This is a genomic window from Ensifer sp. ENS09, from assembly GCF_014852425.1.
GTDB lineage: Bacteria > Pseudomonadota > Alphaproteobacteria > Rhizobiales > Rhizobiaceae > Ensifer.
This window is the reverse complement of the sequence record NZ_JACVBP010000004.1, coordinates 418,877-440,156: the sequence shown is the minus strand read 5'-3', so window position 1 is coordinate 440,156 and position 21,280 is coordinate 418,877. Positions and strand designations below refer to the sequence as shown.

21 protein-coding genes and 1 pseudogene are annotated in these 21,280 nt (G+C 63.2%); 11 read left to right on the top strand and 11 right to left on the bottom strand.

Annotated features, from left to right (window positions below):
• Positions 1-56 precede the first annotated feature (56 nt).
• The 7 genes from IB267_RS22385 to IB267_RS22355 form a co-directional block, all read right to left on the bottom strand.
• The gene (locus IB267_RS22385; RefSeq protein WP_192449633.1) at positions 57-1,727 is read right to left on the bottom strand and encodes a dihydroxyacetone kinase subunit DhaK; all 1,671 of its coding nucleotides are present in this window, start codon (positions 1,725-1,727) and stop codon (positions 57-59) included.
• A 9-nt stretch (positions 1,728-1,736) separates the two neighbouring features.
• Entirely contained in the window at positions 1,737-2,732 is a 996-nt protein-coding gene (locus IB267_RS22380) for an ABC transporter ATP-binding protein (protein WP_192449632.1), read from the bottom strand.
• Positions 2,725-3,822 carry an ABC transporter ATP-binding protein gene (locus IB267_RS22375; RefSeq protein WP_192449631.1) on the bottom strand — a complete coding sequence of 366 codons (1,098 nt, stop codon included), beginning with the start codon at positions 3,820-3,822 and terminating at the stop codon, positions 2,725-2,727. Before IB267_RS22375 ends, IB267_RS22380 begins: the two co-directional genes overlap by 8 nt.
• A 3-nt stretch (positions 3,823-3,825) precedes the next feature.
• Positions 3,826-4,014, bottom strand: a complete 189-nt coding sequence (locus IB267_RS22370) for a hypothetical protein (protein ID WP_034799314.1) — start codon at positions 4,012-4,014, stop codon at positions 3,826-3,828.
• Positions 4,011-4,952: a carbohydrate ABC transporter permease gene (locus IB267_RS22365; RefSeq protein ID WP_192449630.1), complete on the bottom strand. Its 942-nt coding sequence runs from the start codon at positions 4,950-4,952 to the stop codon at positions 4,011-4,013. The genes IB267_RS22370 and IB267_RS22365 overlap by 4 nt, the downstream gene beginning before the upstream one ends.
• The gene (locus IB267_RS22360; protein ID WP_192449629.1) at positions 4,949-5,896 is read right to left on the bottom strand and encodes a carbohydrate ABC transporter permease; all 948 of its coding nucleotides are present in this window, start codon (positions 5,894-5,896) and stop codon (positions 4,949-4,951) included. The genes IB267_RS22365 and IB267_RS22360 overlap by 4 nt, the downstream gene beginning before the upstream one ends.
• A 105-nt stretch (positions 5,897-6,001) precedes the next feature.
• Positions 6,002-7,336 (bottom strand): ABC transporter substrate-binding protein, encoded by a 1,335-nt coding sequence (locus IB267_RS22355; protein WP_192450024.1) that lies wholly within the window; start codon positions 7,334-7,336, stop codon positions 6,002-6,004.
• 253 nt (positions 7,337-7,589) lie between these two features.
• On the opposite strand from IB267_RS22355, the gene IB267_RS22350 reads away from it, so the two are divergent.
• The gene (locus IB267_RS22350; RefSeq protein ID WP_192449628.1) at positions 7,590-8,612 is read left to right on the top strand and encodes a LacI family DNA-binding transcriptional regulator; all 1,023 of its coding nucleotides are present in this window, start codon (positions 7,590-7,592) and stop codon (positions 8,610-8,612) included.
• A gap of 178 nt (positions 8,613-8,790) precedes the next feature.
• Here the strand turns inward: IB267_RS22350 and IB267_RS22345 are convergent, their stop codons facing one another.
• A complete protein-coding gene (locus IB267_RS22345; RefSeq protein ID WP_192449627.1) occupies positions 8,791-8,988 on the bottom strand; it encodes a hypothetical protein in 198 nt (65 codons plus the stop codon).
• A gap of 622 nt (positions 8,989-9,610) precedes the next feature.
• On the opposite strand from IB267_RS22345, the gene IB267_RS22340 reads away from it, so the two are divergent.
• Entirely contained in the window at positions 9,611-10,606 is a 996-nt protein-coding gene (locus tag IB267_RS22340) for a GlxA family transcriptional regulator (protein WP_043613801.1), read from the top strand.
• Positions 10,607-10,672: 66 nt separating this feature from the next.
• Here IB267_RS22340 and IB267_RS22335 read toward each other — a convergent pair whose 3' ends face one another.
• Positions 10,673-11,611: an MYG1 family protein gene (locus tag IB267_RS22335; RefSeq protein WP_192449626.1), complete on the bottom strand. Its 939-nt coding sequence runs from the start codon at positions 11,609-11,611 to the stop codon at positions 10,673-10,675.
• Positions 11,612-11,887: 276 nt separating this feature from the next.
• Positions 11,888-12,187 (bottom strand): antibiotic biosynthesis monooxygenase, encoded by a 300-nt coding sequence (locus IB267_RS22330; RefSeq protein ID WP_192449625.1) that lies wholly within the window; start codon positions 12,185-12,187, stop codon positions 11,888-11,890.
• Positions 12,188-12,549: 362 nt separating this feature from the next.
• Between IB267_RS22330 and IB267_RS22325 the strand changes: the two genes are divergently transcribed.
• From IB267_RS22325 to IB267_RS22285, 9 genes are all read left to right on the top strand, one after another.
• Positions 12,550-15,024, top strand: coding sequence for a heavy metal translocating P-type ATPase (locus tag IB267_RS22325; protein WP_192450023.1), 2,475 nt, complete (start codon positions 12,550-12,552; stop codon positions 15,022-15,024).
• Positions 15,025-15,123: 99 nt separating this feature from the next.
• Entirely contained in the window at positions 15,124-15,594 is a 471-nt protein-coding gene (gene cueR / locus IB267_RS22320; protein ID WP_034799282.1) for a Cu(I)-responsive transcriptional regulator, read from the top strand.
• A 95-nt stretch (positions 15,595-15,689) separates the two neighbouring features.
• Positions 15,690-16,079 (top strand): hypothetical protein, encoded by a 390-nt coding sequence (locus IB267_RS22315; RefSeq protein WP_192449624.1) that lies wholly within the window; start codon positions 15,690-15,692, stop codon positions 16,077-16,079.
• A 199-nt stretch (positions 16,080-16,278) separates the two neighbouring features.
• Complete coding sequence (locus IB267_RS22310; protein ID WP_192449623.1) at positions 16,279-16,509, top strand: hypothetical protein; 231 nt, start codon at positions 16,279-16,281, stop codon at positions 16,507-16,509.
• Positions 16,506-17,963 (top strand): TolC family protein, encoded by a 1,458-nt coding sequence (locus IB267_RS22305; RefSeq protein ID WP_192449622.1) that lies wholly within the window; start codon positions 16,506-16,508, stop codon positions 17,961-17,963. Before IB267_RS22310 ends, IB267_RS22305 begins: the two co-directional genes overlap by 4 nt.
• A gap of 66 nt (positions 17,964-18,029) precedes the next feature.
• Entirely contained in the window at positions 18,030-19,367 is a 1,338-nt protein-coding gene (locus tag IB267_RS22300; RefSeq protein ID WP_192449621.1) for a multicopper oxidase family protein, read from the top strand.
• Between the two features lie 50 nt (positions 19,368-19,417).
• A complete protein-coding gene (locus IB267_RS22295; protein WP_192449620.1) occupies positions 19,418-19,903 on the top strand; it encodes a plastocyanin/azurin family copper-binding protein in 486 nt (161 codons plus the stop codon).
• 28 nt (positions 19,904-19,931) lie between these two features.
• On the top strand, positions 19,932-20,219 hold the full coding sequence (locus IB267_RS22290; protein WP_192449619.1) for a copper-binding protein: 288 nt from the start codon (positions 19,932-19,934) through the stop codon (positions 20,217-20,219).
• An 89-nt stretch (positions 20,220-20,308) separates the two neighbouring features.
• Positions 20,309-20,767, top strand: a complete 459-nt coding sequence (locus tag IB267_RS22285) for a DUF411 domain-containing protein (protein ID WP_371742626.1) — start codon at positions 20,309-20,311, stop codon at positions 20,765-20,767.
• An 81-nt stretch (positions 20,768-20,848) separates the two neighbouring features.
• Here IB267_RS22285 and IB267_RS22280 read toward each other — a convergent pair.
• A pseudogene (locus IB267_RS22280) lies at positions 20,849-21,181 on the bottom strand (VOC family protein); the annotation flags it as partial.
• Between the last annotated feature and the right edge of the window lie 99 nt (positions 21,182-21,280).

The following is a 21,280-nucleotide window of genomic DNA, read 5'->3' as shown; positions in this document are numbered from 1 at the left end:
TGACACCTCCCGTCACGAAACGCCCCGGCTTGCCGGGGCGTTTTGTTGTCTGGCTGTCAGCCGGCGACGGCTGCGGCGCCTTCGGGCTGGCGCCCGAGCATATCGGGATGGCGTGCCAGGTGCTCGAACAGACGGGCGACTGCTTCGGCGCCGGGATCGATGTGCCCTTCGAGCTGTTTGGCGTTGATATAGGCGGCCCGCCCTGCCCTTGCCCGCACGAGCGTCGCCGTCAGATTGGCGCCGTCACGCGCTGCCTTAGCAGCCGCGCCGATGCTCGCGTCGAGCGCATCCAGCGCAGGGGAAAGCGCGTCGACCATGGTGCGGTCGCCGATCTGCGCGCCGCCGATTTCCTGCATGCGCGCCAGCCCGGCTTTCAGCGCTTCGCGGATCGAAAGCCCGCTCGAGGCGCCATCACCGGCGGCGGCGAAGAAGATCGCCAGAAGCACGCCCGAAGAGCCACCCATCGTCTGGCTCAGCTCCTGCCCGATGGCGCGGAAGAGCTGCGTATGGTCGGAGAGCGGCAGGCGATCGAGCGCCTGAATGAGTGCCCGTGCCGCGCCAGCAAGCGTCGAGCCGGTGTCTCCATCGCCGGACTTGGCATCGAGTGCGTTCAGGTCCTTTTCCGCATCGATCAGCAGGTTGCAGCAGGCAAGCAGGAACTGCCGCGTCGCATCGTGTCGTGAAGGCAGAGGCGAAATCGGCGTCAGGCCATCCGGCAGGGCCAGAACATTCACCGGCCTGACGGCGGTCACGCCCGGCCAGGCCGGAAGCGCCACGGGCCGGGACAACAGCTCCAGTTCGGCCTTGTCGGCCGGATAGACGGAGACGGAAAAGCCACGCATGTCCAGCGACGTCATCATCGGCGCGGGCCCGACAAGGTGCACGATCCGGTCGGCGATGTCAGACTGGGCGAGTTCATGCATGAGGACAGACATTTCCAGGATCGACGTGCCGCCGAGATTGTTGACGAGCGCCACGTGCGGCTTGTCCTCCATCGCCGCCTGCAGTCGCTCGACCATGGCAGCAACGGCGCCTCTCGCATCCGAATGGACGATCTGCTCGACGCCGGCTTCGCCATGGATGCCGAGGCCGAGTTCCGCATGTCCTTCGGGGATACGGTGTTCCTTCGGCGAGCCCGGAACGGTGCAGGTATCGAGCGACATGCCGATGGTGCTCGTGCCGGATATGACCTTGCGCGCCGCATGGGCGATCGCATCGAGGTCTGCCCCGCTTTCCGCGAGCGCTCCGGCGATCTTGTGGACGAACAGGGTGCCGGCGACACCGCGGGCCTGCGGAAGGTCCGGCAGCGCAATGTCGTCATCGACGATGACCATGCTCACATTGAGGCCGTAGGCGCGGGCGCGTTCGGCCGCGAGGCCAAAGTTCAGCCGGTCGCCGGTGTAGTTCTTGACGATCAGCAGGCAGCCGGCAGGCCCGGTCACTGCCAGAATGCCGGCGAGGATCGCATCCACGCTCGGCGACGCGAAGACGTCGCCGCAGACGGCAGCCGTCAGCATGCCCTTGCCGACGAAGCCGATGTGCGCGGGCTCGTGTCCCGAGCCGCCACCTGAAACCAGCGCAACCTTGCTCCTGTCCCAATCCGAGCGCAGGACGACGCGAATGTGCGGATATCCGTCGAGGCGGCTGAGCGCGCCGCCGGATGCGGCAAGAACCCCTTCGATCGCTTCCGTAACCGCATTTTCCTTGCGGTTGATAAACTGATTCATGTTCGCCTCCTAAGCGATGCGCATTCCGGCCGCGTCGAAGAAGAGCGGCTTGTCTGGCTGGATCTTGATGGTCTCGCCGCCGCGGAACCCGGTGTGGGGATCCGTGACCGTCACGAGGTTGTGCTGCTTGAACGTGAGATGCAGGCGCGTCTGGTCGCCCAGATGTTCGACACGGGTCACGAGGGCATCCTCTCCGGCGCCCTGGACGATGTTTTCGGGGCGAAGGCCGATCGACTGCGCCCTCTCCGGCGCCCCCGCAAAAAGCTTGGCAGGCAGGACGTTGATGCGCGGCTGGCCGAGACGGGTCGCGGCGTAGACGCTGACCGGCGCTTCGTAGACCTCTCGTGGTGAACCGAACTGAACGAGCCTGCCCTCTTCGAGCACGCCGATATGCGTTGCCATGGTCATGGCTTCGATCTGGTCGTGGGTGACGTAGAGAAGCGTCGCCCCGGATTTTGCCTGGATGTTCTTCAGTTCGACGCGCAGGTCGGCCCGAAGCTTCGCGTCGAGCGAACTCAAGGGCTCGTCCATCAGGTATATCTGCGGGTTTCTGACAAGCGCTCGACCGATCGATACGCGCTGCATTTCGCCGCCGGACAGGGCCGTCGCCTTGTTGTCGAGCTTGTGCGAGATCTGCAAGACCTCGGCGATGGCGTTCACCTTTTCGTCGATCGTCTTTTGCGGCGTTTTCAGAAGCGGGGATTTTAGCGGAAACTCCAGGTTCTGCCGCACGGACAGATGCGGGTAGAGCGAATATTGCTGGAAGACCATCGCCACGTTGCGCTGCGCCGGCGTCAGTCCTTGCATGGACATCCCGCCGATAAAGATCTCGCCGCTGTCGGGCGTGTCGAGACCCGAGACCATGCGCAACGTCGTCGTCTTTCCGGCACCAGTCGGCCCCAGCAGCACGACGAACGATCCGTCCGGGATCGTCATCGAGACCTCGTTGAGCGCCGCGTGAGTGCGGAATGTCTTCGTCACGTTTCTTAGAATGACTTCAGCCACGGCGCAGCACTCCCTCGTTGGCTTCGGAGACAAGAGCACGCCCCGTCTCCGCATTGAAGAGCGTCAAGGTCCGTGCGTTGAAATCGAGACCGACAAGCTCGTCGGTGCGGGCTGCTTGACTGGAGGGCGTGCGCGCCTTGATCTCGCCGTTGGGCGTTTCGATCGTGACGATCTGGGTGGTGCCCAGATACTCGACGGCGATCACGCGGCCTCTATAGCTGGAGTCATCGACGAAACGGACGTGCTCGGGACGTACACCGAGCGACAGCGTACCAGCCCTGCCCTCACGCGATGCCGGCACTGCCACCTTTTTCCCGCCGAGGTCGATGCTGTCGCCACCGACACCGATCATGCCCTCGAACTCCAGAAAGTTCATGGACGGGGAGCCGATGAACTTGGCGACGAATTTCGTCGCCGGCCAGTCGTAGATCTGCTGCGGTCGGCCGAACTGCTCGATGACGCCGTGGTTCATGACGACGATCTTGTCGCCCATCTGCATCGCTTCCAGCTGGTCGTGGGTGACGTATACGGTGGTGGCGCCCATGCGATCGTGCAGCGCCCGCAGCTCGCCCGCCATATGTTCGCGGAACTCCGCGTCGAGCGCGCCGAGCGGCTCATCCATGAAGAAGGCCTTCGGGTTGCGCACGATCGCCCGGCCGAGCGCGACGCGCTGGCGGTCGCCGCCTGAGAGCCCGCCGACGGGCTTGTCGAGGATGCCTTCAATTCTGAGGATCCTTGCCACCTCGGCGACGCGCGTCGCCACATCCGCCTTTTTCATGCCCTGGCTGACGAGGGGATAGGAGATGTTCTTGCGCACGTTCATGTGGGGATAGAGGGCGAACATCTGGAAGACGAAGGCGATATCGCGCTCCCTTGCCCGCTTCATGCCGACTTCTTCGCCGCCAATATAGATCTGGCCGCTCGTCGGCAGTTCCAGTCCCGCCATCATCCGAAGCGTCGTCGTCTTGCCGCATCCGGAAGGGCCGAGCAGCATGAAGAACTCGCCGTCTTCCACCGTGAAGCTCGAGGACTGGACAGCCGTGAACGCCCCGAACTCCTTGCGCACATTCTCAATTCTGATCTGTGCCATGGGTCACTCCGGAAAATGGCTGACGATGATGAACATGACTGTTCCAAGCAGCGTCACGAGGAAGGAGAAGGAGTAGAGCGTGAGCGAGACCGGCTGCATCAGCATGACCACGCCGAGCGCGATGAGCACCGATGCCACCATTTCCCATGCGCCACGGCGAAGGCGGAGCAACTGATTGAGGAAAGCTGTCATTTTCTTACCGCTCCGAAGGTGATGCCGCGCAGGAGGTGTTTGCGAAGCAGGATCGTGAACACCATCACGGGGACGAGGAAGAGGGTCGCGCCGGCCGCCACCGCCGGCCAGTCCTGGCCGCCGACGCCGATGATCGTCGGAATGAAGGGCGGTGCGGTCTGCGCTGTGCCGGACGTCAGCAGCACGGCGAAGGCGTATTCGTTCCAGGCGAAGATCAGGCAGAAGATCGCTGTCGACGCGATGCCGGTCGCCGCCTGGGGTAGCACCACCTTGTAGAACGCCTGGAAGCGCGTGTAGCCGTCGATCAGCGCCGCCTCTTCATACTCAATCGGGATCTCGTCGATGAAGCCCTTGAGCAGCCAGACCGAGAGCGACAGGTTGACCGCCGTGTAGAGCAGAATCATGCCGGCATGGGTGTCGTTCAGTCCGAGCGAGCGGAACATCAGGAAGATCGGTATGGCGACCGCAATCGGCGGCATCATCCGTGTAGAGAGGATGAAGAACAGCAGGTCGTCCTTGAGCGGCACCTTGAAGCGCGAGAAGGCATAGGCCGCAGCCGTCCCGAGCACGATGCACAGCACCGTCGAACCGAACCCGATGATGACGGAATTGTAGAAACGCTCCGGGAAGCGCGACGGGCCGGCGATGATCAGCCCGTCCTTGCGAACCAGACGCTCGTACCAGGTCTTCGGTTCGCCCATCTCCTTCAGTTGATCTTCAGAAACGCGGGTGCGCGTGGTGAAGAGGTTCACATAGCCCTCGAGCGTCGGCTCGAAGAAGGTTTTCGGCGGATAGGCGATCGCGTCCGAGGGCGACTTGAACCCCGTTCCGATGATCCAGAGCAGCGGGAGAATGGTGATCACCGCATACAGCACGACCAGGGCGCCTGCGAACCACTTCTGCCGTGCGGATGGCTCCGTTACAGAAAAGCTGCTCATCTCTGCTTCACCTTGTTGAGTGCTTTGACATAGATCGACGCGAGGCCGAAGACGGTCACGAAGAGGATGACGGCATAGGCGGACGCGTATCCGGTGCGCCATTTCTCGAAGGCTTCGCGCTTCAGGTTGATCGACGTCAGCTCCGTGATCGAGCCCGGGCCGCCGCCCGTCAGTTGCACGACCAGGTCGAACATCTTGAAGTTCTCGATGCCGCGGAAAAGGATGGCCAGCATCAGGAACGGCAGCACCATCGGAATGGTAATCGTCCAGAACTGGCGCCAGCTGCTGGCCCGGTCGCATTCCGCCGCCTCATAGATGCTGCTCGGAATGGAGCGCAGCCCGGCAAGGCAGATGAGCATGACGAACGGCGTCCACATCCAGGTGTCGACGATGATGATCGCCCAGGGCGCCAGCGACGTGTCGCCGATCATCGAGAAGCTGGACGGGTCGGCTCCGGTCAGGAACCCGATCGCATAATTGAAGAGGCCGATCTGCGGCTGGTAGAGAAAAGTCCAGAAGTTTCCGACGACGGCGGGGCTCAGCATCATCGGAAGCACGATGATGGTCGTCCACAGGTCGTTACCGCGGAACTTCTTGTTGATGAGATAGGCGAGAGCAAAGCCGATGAGCACCTGCAGGACGATCGTCCAGATCAGGAAGTGTGCCGTGGCCTGCATCGTCAGCCAGATGTCCTTGTCGGTCAGGATGTTCAGGTAGTTGCGCAGACCGACGAACTGAACAGGCTCGTTCGGGCGGTTCACACGGAAATTGGTGAAGCTCAGCCGGACGGTCCAGATCAGCGGGAAGATGTTGATCGCAAGCAAAAGCACGATGGACGGTGCGACGAAGATCCAGGCGATCGCGCGGTCCGACAACCCTGTGATGCGCCGTGCAAGCACCGGCGGCGTCGCGTGCGCAGCGCGATCGATCGAAGAATGGAGCATGGTATTCCCCTAAGGCATTGACGAATGGGCATGCGGGGCCGGCGCGAGAAATCGGCCGGCCGGCCCCGCATGGACGCTTCCGCCGGGAGGCGGCGGGTGTTTGCGTCAATACTTGCCTTCGTCCTCGAAGATGTCCTTCCAGTCGTCAGCGAGACCATCGAGCGCGTCCTTCGCCGTGCCCTGCTTTGCTACGACATAGTCGTGGAAGCGCTTTTGGGAAGCCTGGAGCAGAGATGCATAGGAAGGTTCTGCCCAGAAGTCCTTCACGATTGCCATCGAATCCAGGAAGGTCTGCGCATAGGGCTGGCTCGTGGCGAAGCTCGGGTCCTCGACCACCGAGCGCAGCGCGGAGTAACCGCCAAGCGCCCACCACTTTTTCTGGATTTCAGGCTGCGCGAACCACTTGATGTAATCCAGCGCTTCCTTCTGCTTGTCGGACGCCGCGACGACCGAGATGCCCTGGCCGCCGAGCTGGGCGAACTGCACACCGGTCGGACCAGCGGGATTGGGGAAGTAGCCGGACTTGTCGCCGCCGACATTGGCGTCGGCATGGATGCCGGGCCAGGTGAAGGCGAAGTTCATCTGCAGGGCGACCTGCCCGGACTTGTAGGCGTCGATGTCCTCCGACATGTAGGCGTCGGAATGGCCAGGCGGCGTGCAGCAATCATAGAGCGCCTTGTAGAATTCCAGGCCCTTGACCGCATCCGCCGAGTTGACGAAACCGTCGAGCTCATAGGCCTTCTTCGGATTTCCGTATTCGAATCCGTAGCTGTAGAGCACGTCCATCACGCCCATGGTGATGCCCTCAGAGCCGCGCTCCGTATAGATAGCAGCGCCATAGACGGTCTTGCCGTCGATCTGACGCTTCTGGAAGAATTCGGCGATGTCCTTGAGTTCGGCGAAGGTCTTCGGCACGGCGAGATCGCGGCCGTACTTCTGCTTGAACTCCGCCTGGAGTTCGGGACGCGAGAACCAGTCCTTGCGATAGGTCCAGCCGACCACGTCGCCGAACGCCGGCAGCGCCCAGTAGTTCGGCGAGTTCTTCGGCCATTCCGCGTAACCGATGACGGTTGCGGGAATGAAGTCGTCCATCTTGATTCCTTCCTTGTCGAAGAAATCATTGAGCTTGATGTATTGGCCATTCTCGGCGGCGCCGCCGATCCACTGGCTGTCGCCGATCATCAGATCGCAGAGCTTGCCGCCGGAATTCAGCTCGTTCAGCATCCGGTCGGCGAAATTCGGCCACGGCACGAACTCGAATTTCATCGTGTTGCCGCTCTTGGCTTCGAAGTCCTTGCTGAGTTCGACGAGCGCGTTGGCCGGATCCCAAGCGGCCCAGCAAAGGGTCAGCTCCGCTGCGGAAGCGTGCGTACCGGACGCACCCGCAATGCCAAAATACGCTCCGACCATGACTGTGGAGCTCAACAGAATCTGCTTCATCATCGGGTTCCTCCCCCTTGTACCTTCTGACCTCCATCAGAAGGAAGCGCCCTGACCGGGCGGTGGCGCACCTAAATCCTCTTGGCGCGAGCGGCGGGCGCGGCCGCATTCAGGGCCTGCGTTCTTCGCTGACGGATTCATAACTGAGGTGCGCACCTCAGCGCAAGCGATTTTTGAGGTGCGCACATCAATTCTTGATTTCGCGGCGATTTTGGTGGAGTAGATTGGGGACGATACACACTGGGAGTTCCGCATGCGGCCAACAGCCAAGGATCTTGCTGAGGCAGCGGGGTTGAGCCTCGCAACCGTCGACCGCGTGCTGAACGACAGGCCGAATGTCAGCCCGAAGGCTGTCCGCAGTGTCAACGAAGCCATTGAGCGTATTGGGTTTATTCGAAACCCCGCGGCTGTTAGCCTGGCCCGCAACAAGAGCTATCGGTTCCGGTTCGTGCTGCCGACGAGCGGCGATCTCTATCTGGCGGAACTCATCCACCGGGTCGAGGAGGCGCGGGTGTCGATGAAGGGCGACCTCGTCGACCTCGACGTCGTCCAGATCCCGATCGACGACCCGCACAAGGTCGCAAAATATCTCGCCGACATCGACGAGAACGAATTCGACGGGATCGCGATGATGGCGCCAGAATCGCCGCAGGTCCGCGATGCGATCGGCCGCCTGATCGAGCGCGGCGTCAAGTTCGTGCAGTTCCTGTCCGGGCAGGAAAAGCTGCCGACCGCAGATTTCGTCGGCGTCGACAACTATGCCGCCGGCGCGACCGCGGCCAAGATCATCGGCCGGTTTGTCGGCCGGAAGGCCGGAAAAGTCCTGATCGTGGCCGAGACGATGCAGTCGCTCGACAGCATCCAGCGCCGCTTCGGCTTCGACGATGTCGTCAACTCACAGTTCCCGCACCTGCAGTGTCTGCCCTCGGTCGAGACCCACGGCGACGAGCGCAGGGCGACCCAGATCCTCCAGAGAGTTCTGGAAAACAATCAGGAGGTTGCGGCAATCTACGTATTGAGTTCCGAGGCGAGGATTCCGCTCGAGGGAGCCGCGTCCCTCACCGATCTGCAGAAGATCACGGTGGTCGTGCACGAGCGCACCCCCTTCAGCGAACGCGGCCTGCGCGACGCCAGCATCGACGCCGTCATCGCCCAGGATCCTGGCCACGCGGTGCGCAGCGCCATCCGCATCATGCGCGCGCGGACCGATTTTCGCGAACCGCACGCCGCTCAGGACAAGATCAGGATAGAGGTCCTCCTCAAGGAGAACCTTTAAGCCAACGCTTGGCGCATACATCTTTGACGTGCGCACCCCAAGCGGCCGGGCGCAACGCCAGATCGCGATAGCGCCGCCGCGCCATGGAATGCATTCCCTACGCAGCCGACGTCAACCCTCGCTCGACGCGATCGAAGTACAGGACGAGACTGCTAAAGAATGTAGGTTGACGCTGTGATCAGGCGCGCGCTTTGGCGCGCACCGTCTCCGGCTGCGCGGGCGGTTGCCGGCTGGCGCTGCCGCCATAATTCACCAGCATCTGCATGGCTTTCTCTATGCCCGCGGGACTGTTCGGGTCGGTGTCGTTGGCGCGACACCATTCCTCGTGCTGCAGTTTGATGACGTCCATGTCGGCGGTAGAGAATGTGCCGGGCATCGTCGCCCTCCCTTTAATAATCACACCAAAGAGAAAACTATCACAACGGCGGAAAGAGGCTCCCCGCACAACTGGGGGGTTTGCGCCCTCGAACAGCAAATTCCTTTGCACAGTTGCCTGCGACGCAGAGCCATGACCGGCACCGGAACGTTGTGTGCCGAGGCAAACTTGACACGATCGACGGCATCGCGTCAGCATGAGCGCTACTCAGAGCCACGACCTGGGAAGGCTCGCAGCTCGGCGGACGTCCGAGCAAGCGCGCTCCGGCCCGGTCGCGAGGGAGGGAAAAGATGGGTTATGATTGGAGCGGCTCACGCGAACGGCGGATGAAGGTTGCACGCTTCAGTGCGGCGCTAACACTGGCCGCAATGTTCGTAACCGTGGCGGCGCAGGTCGTGACGAGAGCAATCTGAGCCCGACCTCTTCGTTATGATGAGGACGAGGACGCCCTCATCCGGGCGTCGGCTTCCCGCGCCACGCCATGGGGTGCCGGAAGAACCGAACCCCAGCTCCCATGGAGAGCAAAAGGCAAGTCTCGGCCGCCAGCGGCCACCTCTCCGGATATGTCCGAGCACGCTCGACAGCGAACGGGAGATCTTGGCGGCGCGAGCATGAAGGGCAAATGACGACGACCATCAAATCCAGCGAGACACAGCCCGAGCGTCTCAAGATCGGCTTCGTTCTGGCGCGGTCCTTCACCCTTTCGGCATTCGCGCTGTTCATCGACACGCTGCGGCTTGCGAGCGACGAGCTCGACAAGTCCGGCCGCATCCGCGCGGACTGGCAGGTCCTGGGCAACACGCGGCATCTCATCGCCTCCAGTTGCGGCGTGCAGGTGGCGCCGACATCCGACCTCGTCGATCCCGCCGGGTTCAACTACATCGTCGTGGTCGGCGGCCTGCTCAACAGCAAACAGCCGATCGACGACGACACGATCCGCTTCCTCCAGAAGGCGGCGGCGCGCAGGGTGCCTCTGATCGGCCTCTGCACCGGGACCTTCGTGCTCGCCGAAGCGGGCCTGATGACCGGGCACACCGTCTGCGTGAGCTGGCTTCATTATCAGGCGTTCCGCGAGCGCTTCCCCGATCTCAAGGTTCGTTCGGACCGTCTCTTCAACCTTGATCGCACCCGCGGGTCCTGCGCGGGCGGCAGCAGTGCCGCCGACATGGCAGCCCATATCGTGCGCCTGCACATCAGCAAGGAAGCCGAGCGGAATGCACTCGAGGTGCTGCAGATCGACAAGGCGCGCTCGCATCTTCATGTCCAGCCGAGAAAGCCGCTGGCGATCGAGAGCAACGACCCGCGCCTGAACGCCGCCCTCATCATCATGGAGCAGCACACGGACAACACGCTGTCGATCCCGGAACTGGCCGCATCCGTCGGCCTGTCCCGACGGCAGCTCGAGCGCCTGTTCATGGACAAGGCGAAGATGTCGCCGGCGCTGGTCTATCGGAAGTTTCGGCTGGAACGCGCCAAGCATCTCCTGACGCAGACGAAGGCGCCGCTGATCGACATCGCGCTCGAAGTCGGTTTCGAGAACGCCGGCCACTTCTCGCGAATTTTTGCGAAGACCTACGGTCAATCACCGAGCAAGTTCAGGGCCACGCTTTCGGCGTGACCCGTCCCAGGCGGCCCGGCTAAAAGCACACTGGCCATAGCCGCCGCCGTCGGCTCGTCGGTTTCCTCAGGCCTGACCGCTACCCGCTGTCGCGGCTTCCCTGACGGCGAGTTCCGCCATGGCGAGCGCTGCCTCTCGCGTCGCTGCCGCCGCGATGAAGCGGCCGTTGTGGCAGAAGCGCGCACCGGCCACGCCGCAAGCCGCCTCCAGTTCACCGTTCGTCAGGCCGGCCCAGGCAGCCGGGAGATCGGCGCGCAGCTCGAACCCTTCGTCGGCCTTGCGAATGCCCGTCAGGCACCAGTCGTTCTCGCGCGGATGAACGACGAACAACAGGTGGTCGGTGCCAGCCTTCACGATCGCCGGGCGGAAAGGCATGCCCCGCGGCAGTTCTAGCACGCGGCTCTCACCGGCAAGGGCGATCTGCGCAAGCACGAGCGCCTCGGCCCGAAGCTTTGCGGCGCGCTGCGACACGCCAGCCTCGACGAAGGCGCGCGCGATCGAAAGGGCCTGATGGAAGCTGCGATCCTCGGCCTCCTGGCCGCCTTCGTCGAAGACAGGCTTCAAGGTTTCCAGCAGCGCCGACAGCGTCAGCCCCGCCAAGGGGCCAGCAACCGAAGGGTCAAGCGCACCGTTGTCGACCAGATCGATCGGCAGCACGAAACGCGCATCGAAGGCGGCATGAACCGCCTCGACATGGGCCTCCGGAACGCCGAACGCAGCCAGATAGGCGCGCCCATAATGCTTCCAGATCAAGCCGAACGAACTGTAGGGCTGGCCATCCTCTCGCACCGGCGCCCCGCGCTGATGGTGGTCGAACAGTCCGGCCTCGGCATCATACTGGCCGCCGACATCGTAGATGATGCGGTTCGTCCCCGGCTTCAGCCATTCCGGCGCCCGGCTGCGAACGAGGCGAGCCTCGGGGAAAAGCCGCGTAAGAATGACGCTGGAAAGCAGTTCGTCGGCGTGGAAACCACCGGAATGGGTAACGAGAAAGTCTGGGATCATTCCGAATGGCCTTATGGTTCGTGACGCGTGTGTGCGGCACGACATAGCCATTGCCTGCGGTGACCTCAACCCGTCATCGCGCCTTCGTCGCAGTGTTCTGTTCTCAACGCACCCAAATCCGGCGCGAGATGTCGCGCCGCTTCTGATGCTACCCCACACGTTCGCCAGCCGACGACATCACTGCCGTCAGATCCGCGACCTTGGCAGGCAACAACTCCCTTCCCGTCAACCGATCGACAGAGGTGTCGCCGTCACGCCTTGCGCAGCAACATAGCCCTAACGCGCCATTTCGAAGATCGCCTCGCCGGAAATCGGGTCCGTGACCCCGAGATCCTGACCGAGTTCCAGGAGCGTATCGCGGAACGTATCGAGGTTCGCCTTCATCATGGGACGTGCCGCAGCGATCGCCTCAATGCTTTCCCACTCGGCAATTGAGAAATACGATCCATCCGCAGCCTTGCTGAGCGCCATCTTCCGCAAACCTTCAAAGTCGCGAAGAGCGCTGCGAAAAAGGTGCTCGAACCGTTCCTCTTGACCGGGTCTCACGCGGAAACGGACACAATTGTAAGCCGTCATCCTAACCTCCCTATGGGACGCAACTTCTACAGGATGGATCCGATACGGTTCACTCGCAAGAGGCAGGAAAAGTACGGTTGCAGCCTCGGATCGCCGGCAAGCCTGGAGCCATTCGACCTGAGCTTTGACAAGCCTCCCGGGCCTCGCGGCCAAGCTTGCGTCAAGGACGCTGCGACCATGCGTTGCGGGCAATATCGCTGCGGTGACAGGCCTCTCCCGGCCGTTCTGAAGATGGCGCGCAGAAATCTCCTTTTCGCCCTTGACCTTCCCATCGTTGGAAGCCCCATCTTGCGACAAAAGAAAGAGAAAGGAGCACGATCATGGGATCTGTGACCCCCATTAGAACGAACGATCTCGAAGCGATGTCCGCCGCCGCATTAAGCGCCAGCATTCCCGTCGAGGGCATGACCTGCGCATCCTGCGTGGCGCGCGTCGAAAAGGCGATTCGCGCCGTGCCTGGTGTCACCGAAGCCTCGGTCAACCTCGCAACCGAACGCGCCGACGTCCGCTTCGATGCCAGCACCAAGTCCGCCGATATCGTCAAGGCGATCGAGAATGCCGGGTATGGTGCGGCCGAAGACACGATCGAGCTCACCATCGAGGGCATGACCTGCGCCTCCTGCGTCGCGCGCATCGAAAAGGCGCTGAAGACCGTGCCGGGTGTCACCGAGGCCAACGTCAACCTGGCGACCGAGCGCGCGTCGGTGCGGGTAACCAGGGGCATCGCCACGGCCGCAGCACTCGAAGAAGCGGTCCGCGTTGCCGGCTATGCCGCCAAGCGCATCACCGGCGACGAAAGCGTCGACCGCGAAGGCGAGAAGCGCGAACAGGAGACCCGCAAGCTCGCGCGTTCGCTGCTGATTGCCGGCGTGCTGACGCTGCCGATCTTCGTGCTTGAAATGGGCTCGCACTTCATTCCGGCCGTGCACGAATTCGTCATGAACAATATCGGCATGCAGGAAAGCTGGTATCTGCAGTTCGTGCTGACGACGCTGGTGCTCTTCGGCCCGGGCCTGCGCTTCTACCAGAAGGGCGTTCCCGCCCTCTTCCGCCTGGCGCCCGACATGAACTCGCTGGTCGCGATCGGCACGTCCGCCGCCTGGATCTATTCCGTGGTCGCCACCTTCGCGCCCGACCTTCTGCCTGACGGCACCGCCAACGTCTATTACGAGGCGGCCGCCGTCATCGTGACGCTGATCCTGCTCGGCCGCTTCCTGGAAGCCCGCGCCAAGGGCCGGACCTCCGAGGCGATAAAGCACCTGATGGGGTTGCAGGCAAAGACCGCCCGCGTCATCCGCAACGGTGAGACGATCGAGGTTCCGCTTTCCGACGTCACCACCGGCGACACCGTCGTGGTGCGCCCCGGCGACCGTGTCCCGGTCGACGGCAGCGTCATCGACGGCAACTCCTATGTCGACGAATCGATGATCACCGGCGAGCCCGTTCCGGTCGAAAAGATCGCCGGCAGCGAGGTGGTCGGCGGCACGATCAACAAGACCGGCTCCTTCACCTTCCGCGCCACCAAGGTCGGCGCCGACACGGTGCTGGCGCAGATCATCAAGATGGTCGAGCAGGCCCAGGGCGCCAAGCTGCCGATCCAGTCGCTGGTCGACCGTGTCACCGCCTGGTTCGTGCCGGCCGTCATCGCGATTGCGCTTCTGACGTTCGGCGTCTGGCTGATATTCGGCCCGGATCCGGCACTCACCTTCGCGCTCGTCAACGGCGTCGCCGTGCTGATCATCGCCTGCCCCTGCGCCATGGGCCTTGCCACGCCGACCTCGATCATGGTCGGCACCGGCCGCGCCGCCGAAATGGGCGTGCTCTTCCGCAAGGGCGAGGCGCTGCAGACGCTGCGCAACGCGGCCGTCATCGCCGTCGACAAGACCGGCACGCTGACCAAGGGCCGGCCGGAACTGACCGACCTCGAAACCGCCGAAGGCTTCGACCGTGACACCGTGCTGACGCTGGTCGCCGCCGTCGAAACCCGCTCCGAGCACCCGATCGCCGAAGCGATCGTCGAGGCGGCCAAGGCAAAGGGTGTTGATATCGCAGAACCGGCCAGGTTCGAGGCGATCCCCGGTTTCGGCGCCAGCGCCGAGGTCTCGGGCCGCACCGTCCATGTGGGTGCCGACCGCCTGATGACGCAGCTGAAGCTCGACGTGTCGGCCTTCGCCGACCAGGCGGCCCGCCTCGGCTCGGAAGGCAAGAGCCCGCTCTATGCGGCGATCGACGGCAAGCTTGCGGCGATCATCGCGGTTGCCGACCCGATCAAGGAGACGACGCCGCAGGCGATCCGCATGCTGCACGATCTCGGCCTCAAGGTCGCGATGATCACCGGCGACAATCGTCGCACCGCCGAGGCGATCGCCGCCAAGCTCGGCATCGACGAGGTCATCGCCGAAGTGCTGCCGGACGGTAAGGTCGCGGCCCTGAAGAAGCTGAAGCAAGGCGGGCGCGCGGTGGCCTTCGTCGGCGACGGCATCAACGATGCGCCGGCGCTCGCCGAAGCCGATGTCGGCCTCGCGATCGGCACCGGTACGGACGTCGCCATCGAAAGCGCCGACGTGGTGCTGATGTCGGGTGATCTCTTGGGTGTCCCGAATGCGATCGCGCTGTCGAAGGCGACGATCCGCAACATCAAGGAGAACCTGTTCTGGGCCTTCGCCTACAACGCGGTGCTGATCCCGGTTGCCGCCGGCGCGCTCTACCCGGTCTACGGCCTCCTGCTGTCGCCGATCTTCGCGGCCGGCGCCATGGCGCTGTCGAGCGTCTTCGTGCTGGGCAACGCCTTGCGGCTTCGGGCCTTTCGCCCGGTTGCCGCAGCACAGGCGGCCTAGGTTCGATCGTCTCCCCGGCTCTCGCCAGCATGGCGGAAGCCGGGGAGAGCCCTTATATTCTCAAGGGAATGTCCGCACGGCGGTAACAAGGATGACATCATGAATATCGGCGAAGCTTCCCGCGCCTCCGGCGTATCGACGAAAATGATCCGCTACTACGAGACGATCGGCCTCATCCCGCAGGCCGACCGGAGCGAAGCCGGCTATCGCAACTATGGCGACAACGACGTCCATACGCTGCGCTTCATCCGCCGCTCGCGCGATCTCGGTTTCACCGTCGAGCAGATGGCCGACCTTTTGGCGCTCTGGCGCGACCGCGAGCGCGCCAGCGGCGAGGTCAAGAAGATCGCGCTCGAACATGTCGAGATCCTGGAGCGCAAGGCCGAGGAATTGAAGGCGATGAGCCGGACGCTGAAACATCTCGCCGCCCATTGCCATGGCGACGGCCGCCCGGACTGTCCCATTCTCGAAGATCTCGCAGACGCCACGAACGCGCCGACGAAGGCAACCGAGCCCGCCCGCTTCGGTACGGCCGGCATCGATCCGGTCCGCAACCGGCGGCACGGGTGACGACGCGTGTGCAGCCCGGGAGGCCTCACGCATTCGTGACGGCGCCAGGCGCAAGCAGCATTGACAGGAATCAAAGGCGTTTCTACGGATCGATCATGGAGAAGGTGCGAACCACATATCTGCGTTTGCTGATAGTGCTCAAGCTGGCGATCGCTTTGTCGCTGGCCGTGCTGCCCTTTTCCACCGCCTCCGGCATGATGCATGCGGCCGCGCACGGCTCGATGCAGATCGAGGCAGCCGCCAATCCGATGCAAGCTGCGACCGAGCATTGCCCGAGCCTCGATAAGGGCAAGGTGAAGCCGGCACAGGAAAACGGCAAGGCGGACAAGAAGGATTGCTGCAAGACCTTCTGCGCCGCCGTCGCGGTGCTTGGCGATGTCGACGGCAGCCATCCGGCTTTCCCACGCTCGGTCTGCAACTTCGGCCCGCACCCGCAGCTCACCCCCGGTGAGCTCGACGGTCTTCATCGCCCCCCAAGAGCCTGATTTCGTGAACCTGTGACCGCTGCCGTAGGCTTCCTTTGGTCCTTGCCGACTAAAGAATCTGTGGCGGAGCGAAGCATTGCCGTGGTTTCCGCGTGTCCGATGAGACGCTCGCCCCACCTCTAGCGCGGTCCGCGACAAGGCCCGCCCGGTTTCATCCGGTCGACGGCCGACCTCTGCCATTCACATTTCAGGTTTGACCATGAAACGTTTGTTTTCCATGGCGCTCCTGCCCATGATCCTGGGCGGATGCGCTGCCACATTGCCTGCCGAGGTCTCAAGCCTTGGCGATCCCGCCAAGAGCACGAGCGGCATTCGAAACACGCAGTATCGCAGCCCCATTTCGGGCTACACCCACCGCGAACCGACCGGCCCCAAGGCCTGGGGACCGCTCAACGACGCGCAGTCGACCGCCAAGGGAGACGCGTCATGAGGCTTCGCAAACTCAACCTCGCAGCAGCCATCGGTCTGCCTCTCGTGCTCGCCGGCTGCGTGACAGAATACTCGGCCAAGGACGCCGGCTTCACCACCGTGGATGCCAAGGTCTCGAGGGCCGCGACCAAGAAGAGCGTCTGGATCCAGAACCGCGAACAGGCCGACAAGGTCAATGCCGAGGTCAAGGCGCTGCTGAAGCGCAAGACCATCGACGCCGACACGGCCGTTCAGATCGCCCTTCTCAACAACAAGGGCCTGCAGGCGGCCTATGCCGATCTCGGCGACGCGTCGGCGGATGCCTGGCAGGCGACCTTGTTCCTCAATCCCACCGTCTCGATCGGCACCACCGGGATCGGCACGCCGGAACTGCAGGCCTATAAGGCGATCGAGGGCCTCGTCACGACCAATATCCTGGCGCTCCTGACCCGCGACAAGATGATCGCCATTGCCGATGCGCGTTTCCGCCAGGCACAGCTCAACGCGGCGCTCAGCACACTGCAGCTGGCGGCCGAAACCCGCCGCGCCTGGATCGAAGCGGTTGCTGCTTGGGAAACCGTCGCGCAGCTGAACCAGGCCCAGGCGGCGGCAGACGCCTCCTCGGAGCTCGCCGCAAAACTTGGCGAGACCGGCGCCATGGGCAAGGGCAACCAGGCGCGCGAGCACGTCTTCAACGCCGAACTTGCCGGCCAGACGGCCGAAGCCCGGCTTGCGGCGCGTCTTGCCAAGGAAAACCTGACGCGACTGATGGGTCTCTGGGGTAGCGACGTCGACTACCAGGTTCCCAACCGCCTGCCGAACCTGCCGAAGACGCTGGCGCGCAAGGACAGCATCGAGGCGGAAGCGCTGAAGCGCCGCGTCGACCTGCAGATCGCCCGCCTCGATCTCGAAGCCGTGGCCAAGTCCTACAAGCTCACCGAAGCGACCCGTTATGTGACCGACCTCGAGCTCATCGCCGGAGCGGAAGCGGAACGGGAGAAGGAGGACGACGGCACCAAGGTCGAGACAACTGGCCAGTTCGAGCTCGAATTCGTGATCCCGATCTTCGACAGCGGCAGCGCGCGCATGCGCAAGTCCGAGCTTGCCCATATGCGCTCGGCAAACCTGCTGGCGGAAAAGGCGGTCAACATCCGCTCGGAAGCCCGCTCGGCCTATGAGGCCTACCGCTCGCGCTACGACATCGCCCGGCACTACCGCAACAACGTCGTGCCGCTGCGCAACAAGATCGAGGAGGAAGCGACCCTCAGCTACAACGGCATGATCACCAGCACCTTCGAACTGCTTGCCGACGTCAGGGCCAAGGTCAATTCGACCGTGCTCTCCGTCAACGCAAAGCGCGATTTCTGGCTGGCCGATGCCGACCTGATGACCGCCATCCACGGCGGCGGATCAGGTGGCTCGGCTGGAGGGGCGGCAGCACCCGCAGCAGCGGAAGCCGGCGGCGCCGGGCACTAGGGCGGGTCGAGGAAAAATGTGTGCGGTTTTCCGTACGCATCCGCCTCATTCAAACAGGATCAGATCATGTTCAACAGAAGAAACTTCCTCGGCGCCGGTGCTGCTCTCGTCTCGACTGCCGCCTGGGCGCAAACTTCCAACTCCGGGCTGCCCGAAGCGGCAAGCATGGACAATGCCACGACCCAGAAGCCGCTCGTGCCGACGAGCGGACCGGACTACAACCCGGTCGTCACCCTCAACGGCTGGACGCTGCCGCACCGCGTGAACAACGGCGTCAAAGAATTTCACCTTGTCGCCGAGCCGGTCGAACGCGAGATGGCCGACGGCATGACCGCCTATCTCTGGGGCTATAACGGCCAGTCGCCGGGCCCGACGATCGAGGCGGTCGAGGGCGATCGCGTCAGAATATTCGTCACCAACAAGCTGCCGGAGCACACCACCATCCATTGGCACGGCATGATCCTGCCCTCGGGTATGGACGGTGTCGGCGGCCTGTCGCAGCCGCATATCCCCGCCGGCAAGACCTATGTCTACGAGTTCGACCTCGTGAAGTCGGGCACCTTCATGTACCACCCCCATGCCGACGAGATGGTGCAGATGGCCATGGGCATGATGGGCTTCTTCGTGGTGCATCCGAAGGATCCGAGCTTCATGCGCGTCGACCGCGACTTCGTGTTCCTGCTCAACGCCTATGACATCGATCCCGGCACCTATGTGCCGCGCATCATGGAAATGACCGACTTCAACATGTGGTGCTGGAACAGCCGGATCTTCCCGGACATCGACCCTTTGGTCGTGTCGAAGAACGACCGGGTGCGGGTCAGGGTCGGCAACCTCACCATGACCAACCATCCGATCCACATGCACGGTTACGACTTCGAGGTCACCTGCACCGACGGCGGCTGGGTCAGGCCGGAGGCGCGCTGGCCGGAAGTGTCGATCGACATCCCCGTCGGCGCCATGCGCGCCTACGAGTTCGACGCCAAATACGAGGGCGACTGGGCGATCCATTGCCACAAGTCGCATCACACGATGAACGCCATGGGTCACGACATCCCGACCTTCATCGGCGCCGACAAGAAATCGGTCGCGGAAAAGATCCGCAAGGTGAAGCCCGACTACATGCCCATGGGTACGGCCGGCATGGCCGACATGGGCGAAATGGAAATGCCGCTCCCCGACAACACGATCCCGATGATGACCGGCTGGGGTCCGCACGGCGCGTTGGAGATGGGCGGCATGTTCTCGGTGGTGAAGGTGCGCGAAGGCATCTCCGCCGGCGATTACAGCGATCCCGGCTGGTACGAAAACCCGCCGGGAACACAGGCCTGGGAATGGACCGGTGCGTTGCCGGAACCGACGCGGGCCAAGGATGCCAAGACCGTGCTCACGCTCAAACCGTGAGAGGGCGGCCGACTGCAATGAACTCTTTCAAATCCATCAGGAACATTACGATGAAGAAATCAGCATTCGCTCTGGCGCTCGTTGCCGCCTCCGCCCTTTCCTTCCAGGCGCTCGCCAGCGGCAGCCACGCCGGTGGCCACGACAAGGTGTCGATCGGCGAGCCCGGCGACAGCAAGAAGTCGACGCAGACGATCCGCGTCACCATGAAGGAAACCGACGACGGCAAGATGATCTTCACGCCCTCGACCATCAAGGTTCGCCAGGGCCAGACGGTCCATTTCGCGATCAAGAACGCCGGCGAACTCGCGCATGAATTCGTGCTCGACGACAAGGCAACGATCCAGGAACACAAGATCACCATGGAGAAGTTCCCGGACATGGAGCACGACGACCCGAACGCCATTCGGCTCGAGCCCGGCAAGTCCGGAGACATCTACTGGACCTTCACCAATGACGGCACCTTCGAATTCGCCTGCCTGGTGCCGGGCCACTACGACGCCGGCATGCACGGCCCGCTCGACGTCGTGAAGAAGTAACCCCGAGAAAACAGGAAAGGATGAAACCATGAAAACCGTAGGTACCCTCTTTGCAGCGCTCGCGCTCACCGTTTCCGCCACCTTCGCCCTGCCCGCATATGCGGCGGAGTTCACCAAGGGCGTGGTCAAGAAGATCGACACCAGGGCCAAGAAGGTGACGATCGACCATGAGGATCTGAAGAACCTCGACATGCCGGCCATGACCATGGTGTTCCGCGCCGACGACGCGGTGCTTGCCAAACTCAAGGAAGGTGCTGCGATCGAATTCGTGGCCGATCGGGTCAACGGCAAGCTTACGGTGACCGAGGTCAAGTAAGCTGCGGCAAACCGCCCGGGTCGACTTTGCGCGGCCCGGGCGTCACAATCCGGAAATCAGGAAGAAACGGAAAGGAGTGTTCGATGAACGTGTTACGCAGGCATTTCGTTGCAGGCACGATTGCGGGCATCACCCTCTTGGCAACAGGCGCAGTCGCGGCAACCGGCACCATGGCGGTCTACAAGGATCCGCAATGCGGTTGCTGCGAACTATGGGCGGACGCGATGGAAGCGGCCGGCTACAAGGTCGAGGTGCGCGACGAGGCCGACATGTCGGTGATCAAGACGCGCTTTGCGGTTCCCGCCGACATGGAAGGCTGCCATACCGCCGTCATCGACGGCTATGTCATCGAGGGTCATGTACCGCTCGAGGCGGTCAAGAAGCTGCTCTCGGAAAGGCCTGATGTCGCAGGCATCGCGGTTCCCGGCATGCCCTCGGGCTCGCTCGGCATGGGCAACGATCCGCAGGCCTCCTACGATGTCTACACGATCGCCAAGGCAGGCGGCGCGAAGTCGACGGTCTATTATCAGGTCCGGCCGGCGAACTAGAAACCGGTCCCAGCCGTTCAAAGCCCTCTGGGCTGTCCTGCACGAAAGAGTTCGGGCGCCTCCGCGATCGCGGCGGCGCCCATGCCCGTCCGGGTCGTAAAATCGAAAGCCGCGCTGGCCCCACGCCTGCAGCTCGATCGGATGGATCAGCTCCACATGCGGTGCGATGCGCGCGAAGGCTGCGTCTACATCGTCATGCTCGAAGTACAGGAGCACGTTTTTCCGCCCATACGGTTCGCCCGAAGACAGGTCCTGCCGCCAGATCGTCCGCTCGAGCGCGCGTCCTTCGTGGACGGCAAAGCCGCCCTCGAAAAGCACGAAGTCACCGAAGTCCTCCCGGATCGTCAGACCAAGTACTGTCTCGTAAAAGATCCGCGATCGGTCGATGTCGCTGACGAAGGGGATCGGATTGATGAAGCTGCCGCAACGCCAGGCCGAGGCTAGCGCGCTCGTGTCGCAGGAATCAAAGGAATTGTTCGGGAAGGGGGCAATCCGTTCTCGCCACAGGGCTCG

What these genes read in the sequence shown, in the direction of transcription:
- IB267_RS22385 (WP_192449633.1), bottom strand. Translation starts at nt 1,727, where the DNA reads ATGAATCAGTTTATCAACCGCAAGGAAAATGCGGTTACGGAAGCGATC.
- IB267_RS22375 (WP_192449631.1), bottom strand. Translation starts at nt 3,822, where the DNA reads ATGGCACAGATCAGAATTGAGAATGTGCGCAAGGAGTTCGGGGCGTTC.
- IB267_RS22370 (WP_034799314.1), bottom strand. Translation starts at nt 4,014, where the DNA reads ATGACAGCTTTCCTCAATCAGTTGCTCCGCCTTCGCCGTGGCGCATGG.
- IB267_RS22365 (WP_192449630.1), bottom strand. Translation starts at nt 4,952, where the DNA reads ATGAGCAGCTTTTCTGTAACGGAGCCATCCGCACGGCAGAAGTGGTTC.
- IB267_RS22360 (WP_192449629.1), bottom strand. Translation starts at nt 5,896, where the DNA reads ATGCTCCATTCTTCGATCGATCGCGCTGCGCACGCGACGCCGCCGGTG.
- IB267_RS22355 (WP_192450024.1), bottom strand. Translation starts at nt 7,336, where the DNA reads ATGAAGCAGATTCTGTTGAGCTCCACAGTCATGGTCGGAGCGTATTTT.
- IB267_RS22350 (WP_192449628.1), top strand. Translation starts at nt 7,590, where the DNA reads ATGCGGCCAACAGCCAAGGATCTTGCTGAGGCAGCGGGGTTGAGCCTC.
- IB267_RS22345 (WP_192449627.1), bottom strand. Translation starts at nt 8,988, where the DNA reads ATGCCCGGCACATTCTCTACCGCCGACATGGACGTCATCAAACTGCAG.
- IB267_RS22340 (WP_043613801.1), top strand. Translation starts at nt 9,611, where the DNA reads ATGACGACGACCATCAAATCCAGCGAGACACAGCCCGAGCGTCTCAAG.
- IB267_RS22335 (WP_192449626.1), bottom strand. Translation starts at nt 11,611, where the DNA reads ATGATCCCAGACTTTCTCGTTACCCATTCCGGTGGTTTCCACGCCGAC.
- IB267_RS22330 (WP_192449625.1), bottom strand. Translation starts at nt 12,187, where the DNA reads ATGACGGCTTACAATTGTGTCCGTTTCCGCGTGAGACCCGGTCAAGAG.
- IB267_RS22325 (WP_192450023.1), top strand. Translation starts at nt 12,550, where the DNA reads ATGTCCGCCGCCGCATTAAGCGCCAGCATTCCCGTCGAGGGCATGACC.
- cueR (WP_034799282.1), top strand. Translation starts at nt 15,124, where the DNA reads ATGAATATCGGCGAAGCTTCCCGCGCCTCCGGCGTATCGACGAAAATG.
- IB267_RS22315 (WP_192449624.1), top strand. Translation starts at nt 15,690, where the DNA reads ATGGAGAAGGTGCGAACCACATATCTGCGTTTGCTGATAGTGCTCAAG.
- IB267_RS22310 (WP_192449623.1), top strand. Translation starts at nt 16,279, where the DNA reads ATGAAACGTTTGTTTTCCATGGCGCTCCTGCCCATGATCCTGGGCGGA.
- IB267_RS22305 (WP_192449622.1), top strand. Translation starts at nt 16,506, where the DNA reads ATGAGGCTTCGCAAACTCAACCTCGCAGCAGCCATCGGTCTGCCTCTC.
- IB267_RS22300 (WP_192449621.1), top strand. Translation starts at nt 18,030, where the DNA reads ATGTTCAACAGAAGAAACTTCCTCGGCGCCGGTGCTGCTCTCGTCTCG.
- IB267_RS22295 (WP_192449620.1), top strand. Translation starts at nt 19,418, where the DNA reads ATGAAGAAATCAGCATTCGCTCTGGCGCTCGTTGCCGCCTCCGCCCTT.
- IB267_RS22290 (WP_192449619.1), top strand. Translation starts at nt 19,932, where the DNA reads ATGAAAACCGTAGGTACCCTCTTTGCAGCGCTCGCGCTCACCGTTTCC.